The following is a 14,137-nucleotide window of genomic DNA, read 5'->3' on the forward strand; positions in this document are numbered from 1 at the left end:
AGGGATTCGGCAGGCGGCAGGTCTGAGCGCTCAGGCGATGCCCTTGCGGCGGCGGATCATCTGGTACGCCTGCCGGCGGGCGAACTGGTTCAGTTGGGAGCGCAGGCTGTCATCGTCCAGATAGCGCTGCATCAGCTTGCCGTTGTCGTCATGCCGGGACAGGATCACGTCCTCGATACGCTTGTCGCAGACCACACCGAAGTTGCTCTCGTCGTTGACCATCGCGGCGGCTTCAAGGGTGCCATCCTCGGCGAGCGCGACGATCTGCTGCTCGACCCAGACCTTGTCCGACTCGCCCAGCCCGATGCCGAACCTGTCGTTGAACGCGTCGATCAGCTCAGACAACACGACTTTTTCCAGGTCGTGCTGCTGGCCCGCTGCCCCGCCGAGGAAGCCAGGCAGCATCTGCTCACCTTCGGGCGACAGCGACGCGTCATGCTCGCCGGTCTTGCTGACCCGCAGATGAGTCAGCTCCACCTCACCAATGTCGACACTCGGATCCTGCCGCCGGGGCAACCGGTTGAGCAGTGCGCGCCCGTACAGGTAGAGCCGTTCCAGATCCTCGTCGTGGTAGGGCACTACCTGGCTGAGGAACGCGTACATCCGGGTGTAGTCGCGCAGCGCGGACCGGAAGGCATCCGCAGCCTCCGAGTCGTCGGCGGCCAGGGCGTTGAAGCGCTGGACGGCCGGCTCGGTGAAGCGGTAGAGCGCCCCGTGAGCCCGCTGAAGCGCGGTGTCGCTGGTTGCCTTCTGCTCGGCGGCGAGGAGGGCGTCGACGTACGCCTGCATCTCCGAGTTGACCAGGACGGGATAGGCCGTCACCGCGTTCTGGGCGGTGTAGAGCAGGTTGGGGTCGGTGGGGGTGGTGGCGGCGGTTTCGAAGTACGGCTTGAAGTGCTCGGCGATGTCGCCGGCCTCGTTGACGAAGTCGAGGACGAAGACGTCACCCTGGGCCTTGAGCGGATGGGTGCGGTTTAGCCGGGACAGGGTCTGCACGGCGGCAACGTTCTTGAGCAGCTTGTCGACGTACATCGTGGTGAGCAACGGCTGGTCGAAGCCGGTCTGATACTTCTCGGCAACGACCAGGATCCGATACTCGGTCGGCTGCTTGGCCTTGGGCGTGCCAGCATGCTTGTCGTCGGCGGCGGTGTACGCGAACCGCTCGGGCAACTCGCCCTCGCTGAAGCCGTTGCTCCGCGCCTCGGTGTGCTCGACGCCGTCGACCTCCAAGTCGCCGGAGAAGGCAACCAAGGCGTCGCACCCGACGTAGCCCTGCATCTCGACGTACTTCTTGATGGCAGTGTGCAGGCGGACGGCGGCCTCGCGCGAGCTGGTGACCACCATGGCCTTGGCGCGGTTGCCCAGGCGCGGAGCGGTGTGCTTGCGGAAGTGCTCGACGATGATCTCGGCCTTCTGCGCCTGCATGGTGGGGTGCAGGCTGGCGAAGCGGGCGAGCTGAGCCCCGGCCTTCTTCGGGTCGACCTCCGGGTCGTCGGGGTTGGCGTTGGCCAACTTCCAGTACGACTTGTAGGTCAGGTAATTGCGCAGCACGTCGAGGATGAAGCCCTCGTCGATGGCCTGCCGCATCGAGTACGTGTGGAACGGCTGCGGGTTGCCGGCCACCGGGTGCGGCGTGCCGAACAGCTCCAGGGTCTTCGGCTTCGGGGTGGCGGTGAACGCGAAGTACGACAGCGTCTCGTGTCGACCCCGGGCCAGCGCCGACGCGGTGAGCAGGTCACCAGACGAGTCGACGTCGTCGCTGCCGAGCTTCAGCAGCACCTTCTTCAGCGCGGCGGCCGAGTCGCCGGACTGCGACGAGTGTGCCTCGTCGACGATGACGGCGAATCGCTTCCCGCGGAGCCCCTGCACCTGGTTGAGGACGTAGGGGAACTTCTGCATGGTGGTGATGACGACCTTGGCGGTCTCGCCCTGGAGAGCGGCAGCGAGCTGGGCAGAGTCCTTGTCGATTCGCTGCACCACGCCGGGCACGTGCTCGAACTGGAAGACCGTGTCCTGCAACTGCCGGTCCAGCACTACCCTGTCGGTGATGATGATGACCTTGTCGAAGACCGGCTCGTTGGGGCGCAGCCCCTTGGCCCGGGCGTCTTCGTCAAGGGTGGGCGCGGTGTGCAGGCTAGAGAGCCGGTGCGCCAGCCAGGCGATGGTGTTCGACTTGCCCGATCCGGCCGAGTGCATAACCAGGTAGTTGTGGCCGGAGCCGTTGCGGGCGGCGTGGTCGGCCAGGTTGGTCACCGCGTGCCACTGGTGGTAGCGCGGGAAGATCAGCGCCTTGGATTCCTTGTCGGTGTGCAGGAACCGCCGGACGAGGTCCATCCAGGTGTCCGGGTGCCAGATCTGCTCCCAGAGGTAGGAGCTGCGGTAACCGGACGCCCCCGCCGGGGGGTTGCCAGCGCCGCCGGAGACGCCCGGCCCCTCGGAGCCGGTGTTGAAGGGCAGGAACCGGGTCTTGTCGCCCGCCAGCTTCGTCGTGACGAAGACCAGGTCGGGATCCACGGCGAAGTGCACGAGGGTACGCCTCGCGAAGAGCAGTTCTTTCGAGTCGCGGGTCTCGCGGTACTGCTTCTTGGCATCCTCGACAGTCTGACCGGTGAGCGGGTTCTTCAGCTCGGCCGTGGCGAGGGGGATGCCGTTGACGAAGAGGACCAGGTCGAGGGTGTTCTTGCTGCTCGTCGAGTAGGCGAGCTGGCGGATGACGGTGAGACGGTTGGCGCGGTATAGCTTGAGCGCGTCTTCAGTGATGGCATGGGCGGGCTTGAAGTAGGCCAGCTTGATGAGGACGCCTTTGTCCTTGACGCCACGGCGGAGGACATCGAGGGGGCCACGCTCGTCGACTTGCCTGGCGAGGTACTGGGCGAAGTCCCGCTGCGCCTCGTCCGGGTTGTTGCCGTGGTACGCCAGCAGCTTCGACCACTTGTCCGCCTGCGTGGCCTTAATGAAGGCAAACAGTTCAGCGGTGTCAAGCCCGAGCTGTCGGTCGAAGTTGCCGGCCGCCCCACGCAACCACCCCGTGAGGAGCAATGACGCCGCTATCGTCGCCTCGAACGACCGCTCGTGATGGAGAGGACTCATACCTCCACCCCCCGCGTCGTCGTCACTCCGACTTGGCCGTTGACCGCCGCCGTTACCAGCGCTTGCCGTCGCTCTTCAAGTAGTGCGATTTGACGCTTCAGGACATCATCTAGCGCATCGATGCGGCCGGTCCTAGTGTGAATTTCTTCAACGATCGATCGCTGCTCAACCACAGACGGCAGAGGGATACGGATCGAGTGCAAATCAGGCATGAAGACCGTCACATTGGTCGTCCCCACCTGCACGCTCTCGAAGTACTGACTCATGCTCCGCAACAGGAAGAGCAGGTACTCAGGCAGAAGCCGCGGACCACAGGTCCAAGTGACGAAATGCTGACTGACCGCCATATTCGTTCCCATTATCGTTGAGAACCCGACGGATGCGGTGCGAGATAGGACGACGGTGCCAGCAGGATGCAGACAGGCCGAAGAGTTTGCCATCCCCAGTTCACTAATCTGTTGACTGGTATTCGTCATGCACTCTTGGCGTACGTCCCGCATTCGACCCACATCGAATAGAGATATCCAGGGTATGTTGCAATCTTTCCAATACTCGGACACGGTCCGACTCGGCGTGTGTCCGCTCCCAAGCTTGGCTACGTACTTCAGCGGGACAGTTCGCCAGCCCGACGGAAGCGACGAGAGCCAGCCAAGATCAGAAGCGACACGAGCCCTTGGGATGTGGGCCCCTGTTACTGCGTGATGAACGAACGCAAAGCGCCGCTCCGCCAAGGTTGCTCGTAGGCGCTGGTGTGCCGATGAAGCCTTTGAGATGTGATCCATCTCGTCGTCGAGGAAATCGGCAATGCGTCGCTGCTCATCCAGGGACGGGACATCGACCTTGACGTCTCGTAGCATATTGCTTGTGAGGTGGGTCATTGCCGAGCCATGCATGAGCCCCAAAAAGCGTGGCATCGAGCCTTCCAGTACCCATCGGAGCCATCGCTTGTCGACGTCGTAGGCGGGCAGCACCTTGAAGAGATGCTGATTCAGAGCAGCTTGTCCTCGGTCCCAGAGACGGACCACCAACGAGCCAGACCACGAGAAGATCAAGTCACCATTATCAATGACGTTCCGTGGATGGACATAGCCGTCGAAGTAGTCTATATCCGCGGCAGGGTCCACTAGCTGACGGATGCGCACAATGGGAACACCTACTTGTCCCAGCTCCTGGGAACCGAACGCACGCCCATTTTGATAACGGGCGAGGTGGAGCAGCGACCTCATAGGGTCACCTCGCTCAAGAGAGCCTGAATCTCCGCTTCGAGCGCCCTGATATCCGCATCAATCTCGACCAATTGGCGTGGGGACTTGTAGACGTAGAAGTGGCGCGAGAAGGGGATTTCGTACCCGATCTTGGTCTTTGTCTCGTCGATCCAGGCGTCGGGGACGTGCGGCACCACCTCTCGCTTAAGAAAGTCGTGGATGTCTTCGTCCAGCGGCACGTTCTCGTTGTCCCGCAGGTCTGCGTCTGCCATCTGCTTGCCCTTGCGGTCGGTCTGCAGCTCCCCCTCCGGGTCGCTGACCGAGAACGCCTCCCACACTGCCTTCTCCAACACCGCCGGCAACTTGCCAAGCCCGTTCAGCTCCATCGCGAACTCGGCACGCGTCCCAGACTTCACACCGATTAGCGACTTCGCCGCCGCCAGCAGCGACTCCCGCTCTGCATACTTGAGTACCGCCTTCGCCTCCGCAAGCAGCGCGACCGTCTCCTCGGTGACCTCGAAGCGCAACCGCAGCGGGCGCTCGACGGTGATCCGCTGGTAGCCGAAGTCTGTGGTCTTGAAGACCTTCACCTTGGCGTGCTGCGGGTGCTCCGGGTCGTCCGCGATGGACAATGCGTCGACGTACGCCAGGGTCAGTTCGGCGATGTGTTCGTCGGTGAGCATCTTGCGCTTGTCGCCAAGGCTCTTGCGCATCTTGGTCCAGTAGTCTCGACCGTCGAGCAGCACGACCTTGCGCCGGCGGGCCGGGTCCTTCCGGTTGGTGAGGATCCAGAAGTAGGTGGAGATGCCGGTGTTGTAGAAAAGCTGGTCAGGCAGAGCGACGATGCCCTCCAGGAGGTCGTTCTCCAGGACCCAGCGGCGGACCTCCGACTCCCCCGACCCGGCAGCCCCGCTGAACAGCGGCGAGCCGTTGAAGACGATCGCAAGCCGGCTGCCGCCGTCCTCGGGGCGCTTCATCTTTGAAACCATGTGCTGGAGGAACAGCAGCGAGCCGTCGTTGATCCGGGGCAGGCCCGCGCCGAACCGGCCGGCATGGCCGCGGGCGTGCTCCGCCTTGATGTAGTTCTCGACCTTCTTCCACTCCACCCCGAACGGTGGGTTGGCGAGCATGTAGTCAAAGCGTTCGTCCTCGTGGCCGTCCTGGCTGAACGAGTTGCCGTAGGCGATCTTCGTCGGGTCGCCGCCCTTGAGCATCATGTCGGACCGGCAGATCGCGTACGTCTCGCCGTTGAGTTCCTGCCCGTACACCTCGACGGTGGCATGCGGGTTGTGCTCCTGGATGTGGTCCTGGGCCTCGCTGAGCATGCCGCCGGTGCCACAGGCCGGGTCGTAGACCTTACGGACAATGCCCGGCGTAACCAGTTCGTCCTCGTCAGGCGCGAGCAGCAGGTTGACCATCAGCTTGATGACCTCGCGCGGCGTGAAGTGCTCACCGGCGGTCTCGTTGCTGATTTCGGAGAAGCGGCGGATCAACTCCTCGAAGACGTAGCCCATCTGGTGGTTGGAGACCACGTCCGGGTGCAGGTCGATGTCGGCGAACTTCGCGACCACCTGGTAGAGCAGCCCCGCTTCAGCGAGGCGGCTGATCTGGGTGTCGAAGCCGTACTTCTCCAGCACGTCGACCGCGCCGGGCGAGAAGCCGCCGATGTAGGCACGCAGGTTGAGCGCGACGTGGTCCTGGTCGCCGAGGATCTTGCGGAAGGACATCTCGCTCGTGTTGTAGAACGACAGCCCGGCTGTCTTGCGCAGCACCGGGTCCATGTTCTGTACACCCATGTCCTTGAGCTGGACGTGCCGGGCGAGCACCGCGTCCTTCGTCGGCTCCAACACGCAGTCGAGTCGACGCAGCACGGTCAAGGGGAGAATCACCCGACCGTACTCGGACTGCTTGTAGTCGCCGCGGAGCAGGTCGGCGACTGACCAGATGAAGTTCGCGAGCTCTTGGTGCTTGGTGCTCACCAGGTTCCTTTCGTTTGCCTCAAGTTCAGGAGTATTGCGGCTGGCCCGCGTCGTCGGGGTCCCCCACTCGGTGGAGATGATCAACCGAGTGTCAGCGGTTCGTCGCTGACGGAGGGTTCGTGTCTCGTTAGGTTCGCGAGCATGAGTCGGGTGTGATGACTTCCGTCCCCGATGACGTGGCCGAACAGCTGGACGTGCTCCCGGGCCGCCAGGTTTCCGCGTTTGTCACCGAAGCGCTGTGTCGCCGTCGGATATCCGACGCCATTCGGGCCACTATGCGGGCGAGTATGCGGGGCAGTCCGCGGTCACCGGGCGCCGTCCGGACGGATCGTCCCTCGCGCCAACCCGTCAGCGGTCAGTTGCGCCAGCTCCGCCCCCAGTGAGGCGGCCTGCCGGATCGCCGACTCGAAGGCGTCAAGGCGTCGAAACGCGTCGCCGTGAACCCGCTGCTCGCCGAGCGACAGTCGCCGCACCTGCGCGCGTCGAATGTCGAACCGCATTGTCCCTGACAGACTCGAAGACTGTTTTTCGTTCGCCGACGTCCGCAGCTGGCCGGCCAGGAACCACGGATCCAACGCAGCCGGGTTGGGCCGCAGCAGGTAGAGGTTGCGCCCCAACAGCGCCCCTTCGGCGGTGACCACCCCCGCGGTGAGCTGCCGCGCGATCATCGGCACCACCACGTCCCCCACCGCCAGGGGGATCACCTGTCCGAACCGGTCGTCGACCCGTCCGGACGCTTCCACCCCGGCAAGCACGTCTTGGACGGTGAGCACCAACGGCCCGTCGGGTGCAGGTGGGGACGTGCCGGCGCGGACCGGGCCGATCAGTTGTAGGGCCCCGGTCTTCGCCAACTCCCCCACGGTGAGGAAGAGGCCAGCCGGCCCGCTGGGCGCGGGCGCGACCTGCGGTAGCAGCGCCGGCAGCTCGCCGACGATGGCGGCCAGTCGTTCTCTGGTGCGTACCAGATGCTCTCCGGAAGCCTCGCCCACGACGGCGGGTTGCCGGCGTGCGGGGGTGAGGTCGACCTCCTCGTCGAGCAGTTCGATGACCGGGACCGGGCGGGCGAACCCGGCCTCCTCGACGTCGCCGTCGGGGGCGGCGGCGAAGGCCCGCCACGCGGCCAGCACGCGTGGTGCGGTGTCGGTCAGGTCGCCGCCGGCGGCGTCGATCAGCAGGGCCCGCGCCGGTGGCGGCGCGTCGGTCGCGGCGCGTTGCAGCACCCACAGGTGCAGGGGGACGCCGTGTGGCGCCGCCACGCCCGGCGGCAGCGCGATGACGGCGCGCAGGTGACCTCGACGCAGCAGTTCGCCGCGGATGCGTTTGCCGGCGCGGCGGCTGGCGACCGTGGGTGGCATCAGCAGGACGGCGTGCCCGCCGACCCGCAGGTGCGCCAGTGCGTGTTGCACCCAGGCCAGCTCCGGTTCGGTACGGGGTGTGGTGCCGACGATCCAGCGGGGGTCGTGACCGAGTTCCTCGTCTCCCCAGTTGGTCGCGCCGAACGGTGGGTGGCAGACGACGGCATCGACGGCGCGGCCGGCGAAGGCGTCGGCGCGCAGTGAGTCACCGGTGCTGACCTCCCCCGGTACGTCGTGCAGGGCCAGCCACAGGCCGGCAAGGCGGGCGAGGTCGTCGTCGAGTTCCTGCCCGTAGACGGAGGTGCTGCCGGCGCGGACGGCGGCCCGCAGGATGGCACCGGAGCCGGCGGCCGGGTCGAGCACTGAGCCGCCGCCGACGTTGGCGAGCCCGATCATCAGGTCGGCGAGGTCGTCGGGGGTGGCGAAGGGGCGGCCGGGGCCTGGCGCGGAGAACCGCTGCCACAGCTCGTCGAACGCGCCCTGCGCGCCCAGCTCGTCGGCGAGGGCGTCGACGTCGGGCAGCAGCGGGGCAAGCTGCCCGTCGACGCTGCCGGTGCGGGAGCCACGTTGACGGGCCAGCAACAGGGCACCGACGGCGGCGAGACCGCCGGCTGCGGAGTCGCTGGCTGCGGCGAGGTGGCGCCAGAGCCGGTCGGCGGTGGCGAGCTCGGGGAGCTTGCCCTGGGCGCGTAACCACTGCTCGACCTGGATCAGGTCGAACTCGGGGCTCGCCGTCGTCCCGCCCACCGGGGCGGGGAACTCGGGGTGCCGTTTACGCCAGTTGCTGACGGCAGCACGACCGACGCCGGCGAGCCGGGCGATCTCCGCTGCCGTGACGGTCGGGTTCTCCACGCCGAAAGTCTCGCACATCTGTCAAGCGCGGGAATGTCTGTTGACAGTGTTGTCGGACGATGCTCTTATTGATCCCGCAACGCTCACTTCAGGAGGACAACGATGCGCAAGACCACCCCTCTGGCTCTGCTCGCCACCGGCCTCATCGCCCTGGGCTGCGGCTCCGGTGCCGCCGACAAGGCAAGCAGCTCCAGCAGCGACGACGGCGCCAAGGCGGGCACCACCGCCAGCGACAAGGCCGGTGCCAAGGCCGAGGAGAAGGGGACGACGACCGCCAAGATCGGCCAGCCCGCCCGGGACGGGAAGTTCGAGTTCACGGTGAAGTCGTCCAAGTGCGGCGTCGCCAAGGTCGGCAGCGACCCGCTCGGCCAGAAGGCGCAGGGCCAGTTCTGCCTGTTCACGCTTAACGTGAAGAACATCGGCAAGGAGGCGCAGATGTTCGATGGCAGCAGCCAGAAGGCGTACGCGGCCGACGGCACCGAGTACTCCGCCGACTCCGGCGCGGCCATCTACGCCAACAAGAACGCCGAGACGTTCCTCAACGACATCAACCCCGGCAACCAGGTCAACGGCGTCGTCGTCTTCGACATCCCGAAGAACGTCAAGCTCACCAAGCTCGAGCTGCACGACTCGATGTTCTCCGGCGGTGTCACCGTCGCCCTGAGCTGACCACCAGCGCCGAGGGCGGGACCCGCGAAGCCCGTCCTCGGCGCACCCCTCACCCGCACCACCGCCACCCCGATTCTCAACGCGAGGAGATCGACGTGCGCCGTGCGAGCCAGCCGACCACGCCCAGAGCCACTACGACCAGACCAACCAACCGCCGTGTCGTCCGCAAGGACGTCACCCATCCGCCCTACGAAGCACCCACCCTCTTCGACCTGGACCTGCCCGAACGGCAGGAGGGCACCTACCTGACGTCGGTCTACCAGCTCGAACGGGTGGCGCCGACCGTCGACGGTCTGCATGACGCGGTGAACCACCGGTATGTGCGACGGCACGACTTCATGGTCGACGAGCGCCTGGTGGCCGGTGCGCCGGCGCTGCTGGTGCACGGGACCGTGCCACGCCAGCGGGCCGACTGGTGCGACGTGCTCGCCTCGCTGACCGGGGAGACGACCGACCTGGGGTTCAGCAGCGGCGGTGCCGCGCTGCTCGTCGCGGTCGACGACCACGTCTACGCGCTCGCCTACGGCACCGTCGGCCGGCACATGGTCGATCTGGACCTGGCCAACCCGGGCTTCGGGATCGGCTTCGCGGTGCGCTCGCTCGCCCCCGCCGAGATCAAGCAGGTACGCCGACGGGTGTTCGGCACTACCGGACGGGTCGACCGCAACATGGTCCCGGGCGGCCAGCACATCCGGATGTACGGCATCGACAAGTGGGGCGAGATCGTCGGCCAGGTCTGCGGGCGGACGTACAACCCGAACCTCACCGTCTGCCGGTCCACGGGTAAGGCCACCCCGGTCGAGGGCAGCGACACCCTTCGCATCCACGTCGGTGTCGAGCCCGCGAGCCTGCTCGCCGACCTGCGGGAGATCGACCGGGTCCACAGGCAGGAGGCACCCTTCGCTGACCTGGAGTTCATCACCCAGATCCGACCGGTGTCGGCCCGGGATCCCCGTCTGTCGAAGGTGGAGGGGCAGCTCGACCGGCTGCTCATGTTGCCGGATCCGGCGGAGGTCGGGCTGGCCGTGCCGGGCCGAGTCTTCAGCGAGATCGAGCGGGTCCAGTCGTACAAGCTTCGGGTGCCGAAGTCCGGCCTCGCTCCGGCGCGTCTGCCGGAGCTCACGCTGGCGGATGTCCTCGCGCAGACCGAGGGCGTCCCGGACGGCGAGCGGTGGACGTCGCTCTGCAATGGGCGCGTCACCCTCTACGCGGATGCGGCCGGCCAAGAGGAGATCGGCTCCACTGCGGCATCGCGGTGGATCACCGCGCAGCTGGCGCACGGTGAGAGTCAGCTCCTGCTGCACGAGGGCGGCTGGTACGAGATCGGCGACCGGCACCGGAAGTTCCTCCGCGACGAGATCGAGCAGATCCTGACCCACCCGGCCAGCTTCGCGCTCCCGGCCTGGACCGCCGACCTGACGGACGAGGAGGCGTACAACGTCCACGCCGCCGAGGTCTGCGGTCTGACCCTGCTCGACCGGCGGCTGCTGCGGACGAACCAGCACCCCCACCGTATCGAGGCCTGCGACCTGCTCGGGCCCAACGACGAGCTGATTCACGTCAAGCGGGCCAAGGGCAGCTCGGCCTTGAGCCACCTGTTCGCACAGGGCGCGGTGTCGGTCGACGCACTGCGGTACGAGGCCGACGCCCGCACTGCGCTCGCCGAGATGGTCAAGCGACAGCCGTCTGGACGGGTCATCGACCCGGGCTTCCAGCCCCGCAAGGTCATCTACGCGATCGCGCTCGGCTCCGGCAAGCCGCTCACCGTGGACTCGCTCTTCACCTTCGCCCAGGTCGCGCTCTACCGGGCCATGAAGTCCCTGCGCAACGAGGGCGTCGAGGTCGAGGTCATCGGCATCCCGTCGGCCTGATCCGTTCGCAACATCAGCTCCACAGGATCGCCAACCGGCGACCGCTCGGTAGACGACCCCTAGCTTCCGCACCTCCGGCGCGGGTTGCCGCCCCGGCAGTCCGCAGAGACCATGCGTCTGGAGATTGACCATGCCTGTGCCCCGCCAGACTTCCGCTGATGCACCTATCCTGCCGAGCCGCAACGCCCAACCGCTGATCGAACTGATCTTCGACCGGCTCGCCGCCGCCGACGTGCCGACCGAGGCCGCCGAGCTGATCCTCGCCGCACTGACCAGCGAGGACGACGTGGTCGCCGCCCTCGCCGGTACCCCCACCCGACTCGACCCCCGCTCTCCCACCGGCGACGCTCCGGCGGAGCGGATCTGGCTGAAGTCGGTGACCGTCGCCGGGTTCCGCGGCGTCGGCCCGGAGCGGACCCTCCAGGTCGACCCCGGTCCGGGCCTCACCCTGGTCGTGGGCCGCAACGGCTCCGGCAAGTCCAGCTTCGCCGAGGCCGTCGAGCTCGCCCTCACCGGCGACAGCGCCAGGTGGGCCGACAAGACGAGCGTCTGGCGTACGGGGTGGCGCAACCTGCACAGCCCGGACCCGTGCTGGGTCGACGTGGAGCTACGGGTCGACGGGGTCGCGACGCCGACGCGGGTGCACCGTGCCTGGCCGGTCGGGGCCGAGTTGGCCGACGCCGAGGTGAGCGTCACCAGCGCCCGAGGCCGACACAACGGACTCTCCGAGCTGGGTCTGGCCCGCCCACTGGAGCTGTACCGGCCGTTCCTCACCGCCGCCGAGCTGGGCAGGCTCGCCGCCGGCACGCAGAGCCAGCTCTTCGACGCGCTCTTCGCGATCCTCGGCCTGGACGCGCTCACCGACGCCGACAAGCGTCTGCTTCGCGCCGCCCGGCCGCACGACACCACGATCAAGGAGGTACGCGCACAGCGCACCGCCTTGGCCAACGCGCTTTCGGGGATCGCCGACGACCGGGCTCGGCGGACCGCCGCGCTGCTGTGCGGCCGGGATGCGGTTGACCTCGTCGCGGTGACGGCGATCCTTGACGAGCCGGACGAGGCGACAGCCGACCGGGAGGTACTGCTCTGTCGGGAGCTCGCCGCTCTCGACCCGCCGCCGGTCGACGAGGTGAACCGGCTGGCCGACCAGCTGCGAGGGGCAGCGGCCGAGGCACTGCGGCACGACGGCGGCCGGTCCCGGGCCGCCCTGCGCAGCGCCGAGCTGCTTCGTCTCTCCCTCGAACACCACGACGACGAGGGCGACGGCTCGTGTCCGGTGTGCGTTACCGGCACCCTCGATGGTGGGTGGCGTGCCGCCGCCGCGCGTTCGCTCACCGAGCTGCGGCAGCGCAGCGTCGCCGCTCAGACGGCGACGACCCGGCTGACGACCCTGCTGCGGCAGACGCACCACCTGATCGACGACCTCGCGGTGCCCGAGGGCCCCGGCTTGGAGCCGACGATCGGGGCGCTGCGCGACGCCGTGGCCGCGCTGCGGCGCGTACCCGGGAAGCCAGCCGACCTGGCCGACCACCTGGCCGCGCGGTACCCGGCGGTGGTGACGGCGGCGGACGCGGCCCGCGCGTACGCCGAGGGGTTTCTGCGGCAGCGCGACACCGGCTGGCGGACGGCGGCGGCCGACGTGCGCGAGTGGGTGGCCGCCGCCCGCGGCCTGCCGGCGCAGGAGGCGGCCCTGACCCGGTTGAAGGCCGCGCGCGGGTGGCTGAAGGACGCCGGTACGGAGATCCGCAACGAGCGGGTCGCGCCGTTCGCCGGGCACTCCCAGCGGATCTGGGCGCAACTGCGGCAGGAGAGCAACGTCGAGTTGGGTGCGATGACGCTGGAAGGCGTGAACACCCGCCGGCGGGTGGCCTTTCCGGTAAGCGTTGACGGCGCCGACAACGGCACTGCGCTGGGTGTGATGAGCCAGGGTGAGATGCAGGCGCTCGGGCTGGCCACCTTCCTGCCGCGTAGCTGCGCCCCGGAGAGCCCGTTCCGGTTCATCGTGGTCGACGATCCGGTGCAGAGCATGGATCCGTCGAAGGTGGACGGTCTCGCGCGGGTGCTCGCTGCACTTGCCGAGCAGCGGCAGGTGGTGGTTTTTACCCACGACACGCGACTGCCAGACGCGGTGCGCCGACTCGATCTCGGCAAGGCCCGAATCGTCGAGGTGACCCGGGCGGAGAAGTCGGTGGTGACCCTGCGACCCGGCTCCGACCCGGTGACGCGCTACCTGGACGATGCGTACGCGTTGGCGTGCAGCGATGAGATCACCGCCGAGGTGCGCGGGCCGGTGGTCGCGGAGCTGTGCCGCTCGGCGCTGGAGGCGGCCTGCCACCGGGCGGTCTGGCGGACCCGGGTGGCGCGGGGCGTCCCGCACGCCGACATCGAGAGCGCGATCGAAAACGCGTCCCGGCGGGTCGCCACCACTGTCGCTCTGGCGGCGTTCGATGACGCCGACAAGGGCGGCGACGTGCTCGGCTGGCTCGGCCGCCGGCACGGACGACGGGCGGTGAACGCGTACCAGGCGTGCCGGGAGGGCGTGCACGGGGCGTACCTGGCGGACCTGCCCGGCCTGGTCGCGGACGCCCGCCTCCTCGCGGCGGCATTGTCGTGACCGCGACGACGCCACAGCGCTGCCTCGCGGCGGCCGACCAGTTGCTGCGCGGCACCGGACTGCTCGGCGCCGCTGCGGTCAGCTCGGGCTGGTGGCCACGAGCCTGCGCCTGCCTGATCCGGCTCGCCCTCGAAGGCGGCATCGACGGCTACTGGCGGCGCGTCAAGCCGACCGTGGCCGCGTGCCGGCAGGGTCGCGCGAAGCAGTTGATGCTACGCGGCCGGCTCGGCCCAGGTGGCGAAACCGCCCGCCGGGTGGCGTTCGCCTGGGCGACGCTGTCCGCCGCCACCCACCACCACTGCTACGAGCTGGCCCCCACGGCGGCGGAACTGCGTCGCCTGCACACCGAGGTGAGCACTCTGCTCGAAGAACTGATGCCCACCACGCGCGCGTGATCTGTTCAGTCACTCGCGCGTGGACACTACGCGCGATGAGCTACCGCTCCGGATGAGCCGGGGTGACCACATTGACACCTACTGTGATGTTCCCGTTGTCGATCATG

Annotated in this window: 8 protein-coding genes; 4 read left to right on the forward strand and 4 right to left on the reverse strand. The window is 67.8% G+C overall.

The genetic code is table 11. The features are described from left to right. Positions 1–30: 30 nt before the first annotated feature. The 4 genes from ACGFH8_RS25780 to ACGFH8_RS25795 form a co-directional block, all read right to left on the reverse strand. Positions 31–3,090: a type I restriction endonuclease subunit R gene (locus ACGFH8_RS25780; protein WP_393371680.1), complete on the reverse strand. Its 3,060-nt coding sequence runs from the start codon at positions 3,088–3,090 to the stop codon at positions 31–33. Further along, the gene (locus ACGFH8_RS25785; protein WP_393371683.1) at positions 3,087–4,316 is read right to left on the reverse strand and encodes a restriction endonuclease subunit S; all 1,230 of its coding nucleotides are present in this window, start codon (positions 4,314–4,316) and stop codon (positions 3,087–3,089) included. The genes ACGFH8_RS25780 and ACGFH8_RS25785 overlap by 4 nt, the downstream gene beginning before the upstream one ends. After that, positions 4,313–6,274, reverse strand: coding sequence for an N-6 DNA methylase (locus ACGFH8_RS25790; protein WP_393371684.1), 1,962 nt, complete (start codon positions 6,272–6,274; stop codon positions 4,313–4,315). Before ACGFH8_RS25790 ends, ACGFH8_RS25785 begins: the two co-directional genes overlap by 4 nt. A 305-nt stretch (positions 6,275–6,579) precedes the next feature. Beyond that, a complete protein-coding gene (locus ACGFH8_RS25795; protein WP_393371687.1) occupies positions 6,580–8,481 on the reverse strand; it encodes an N-6 DNA methylase in 1,902 nt (633 codons plus the stop codon). A 102-nt stretch (positions 8,482–8,583) separates the two neighbouring features. On the opposite strand from ACGFH8_RS25795, the gene ACGFH8_RS25800 reads away from it, so the two are divergent. The 4 genes from ACGFH8_RS25800 to ACGFH8_RS25815 all read left to right on the forward strand — a co-directional run bounded on the left by ACGFH8_RS25800 (position 8,584) and on the right by ACGFH8_RS25815 (position 14,030). Beyond that, positions 8,584–9,150, forward strand: a complete 567-nt coding sequence (locus tag ACGFH8_RS25800) for a DUF4352 domain-containing protein (RefSeq protein ID WP_393371690.1) — start codon at positions 8,584–8,586, stop codon at positions 9,148–9,150. Between the two features lie 95 nt (positions 9,151–9,245). Then, on the forward strand, positions 9,246–11,021 hold the full coding sequence (locus ACGFH8_RS25805; RefSeq protein ID WP_393371692.1) for a DUF6119 family protein: 1,776 nt from the start codon (positions 9,246–9,248) through the stop codon (positions 11,019–11,021). A 130-nt stretch (positions 11,022–11,151) separates the two neighbouring features. Further along, on the forward strand, positions 11,152–13,635 hold the full coding sequence (locus ACGFH8_RS25810) for an AAA family ATPase (protein WP_393371694.1): 2,484 nt from the start codon (positions 11,152–11,154) through the stop codon (positions 13,633–13,635). Next, on the forward strand, positions 13,632–14,030 hold the full coding sequence (locus ACGFH8_RS25815; RefSeq protein WP_393371696.1) for a hypothetical protein: 399 nt from the start codon (positions 13,632–13,634) through the stop codon (positions 14,028–14,030). The genes ACGFH8_RS25810 and ACGFH8_RS25815 overlap by 4 nt, the downstream gene beginning before the upstream one ends. Positions 14,031–14,137: the final 107 nt, after the last annotated feature.

Source organism: Micromonospora sp. NPDC049175, from assembly GCF_043197345.1.
Taxonomy (GTDB): Bacteria; Actinomycetota; Actinomycetes; order Mycobacteriales; family Micromonosporaceae; genus Micromonospora.

What these genes read in the sequence shown, in the direction of transcription:
- ACGFH8_RS25780 (WP_393371680.1), bottom strand. Translation starts at nt 3,090, where the DNA reads ATGAGTCCTCTCCATCACGAGCGGTCGTTCGAGGCGACGATAGCGGCG.
- ACGFH8_RS25785 (WP_393371683.1), bottom strand. Translation starts at nt 4,316, where the DNA reads ATGAGGTCGCTGCTCCACCTCGCCCGTTATCAAAATGGGCGTGCGTTC.
- ACGFH8_RS25800 (WP_393371690.1), top strand. Translation starts at nt 8,584, where the DNA reads ATGCGCAAGACCACCCCTCTGGCTCTGCTCGCCACCGGCCTCATCGCC.
- ACGFH8_RS25810 (WP_393371694.1), top strand. Translation starts at nt 11,152, where the DNA reads ATGCCTGTGCCCCGCCAGACTTCCGCTGATGCACCTATCCTGCCGAGC.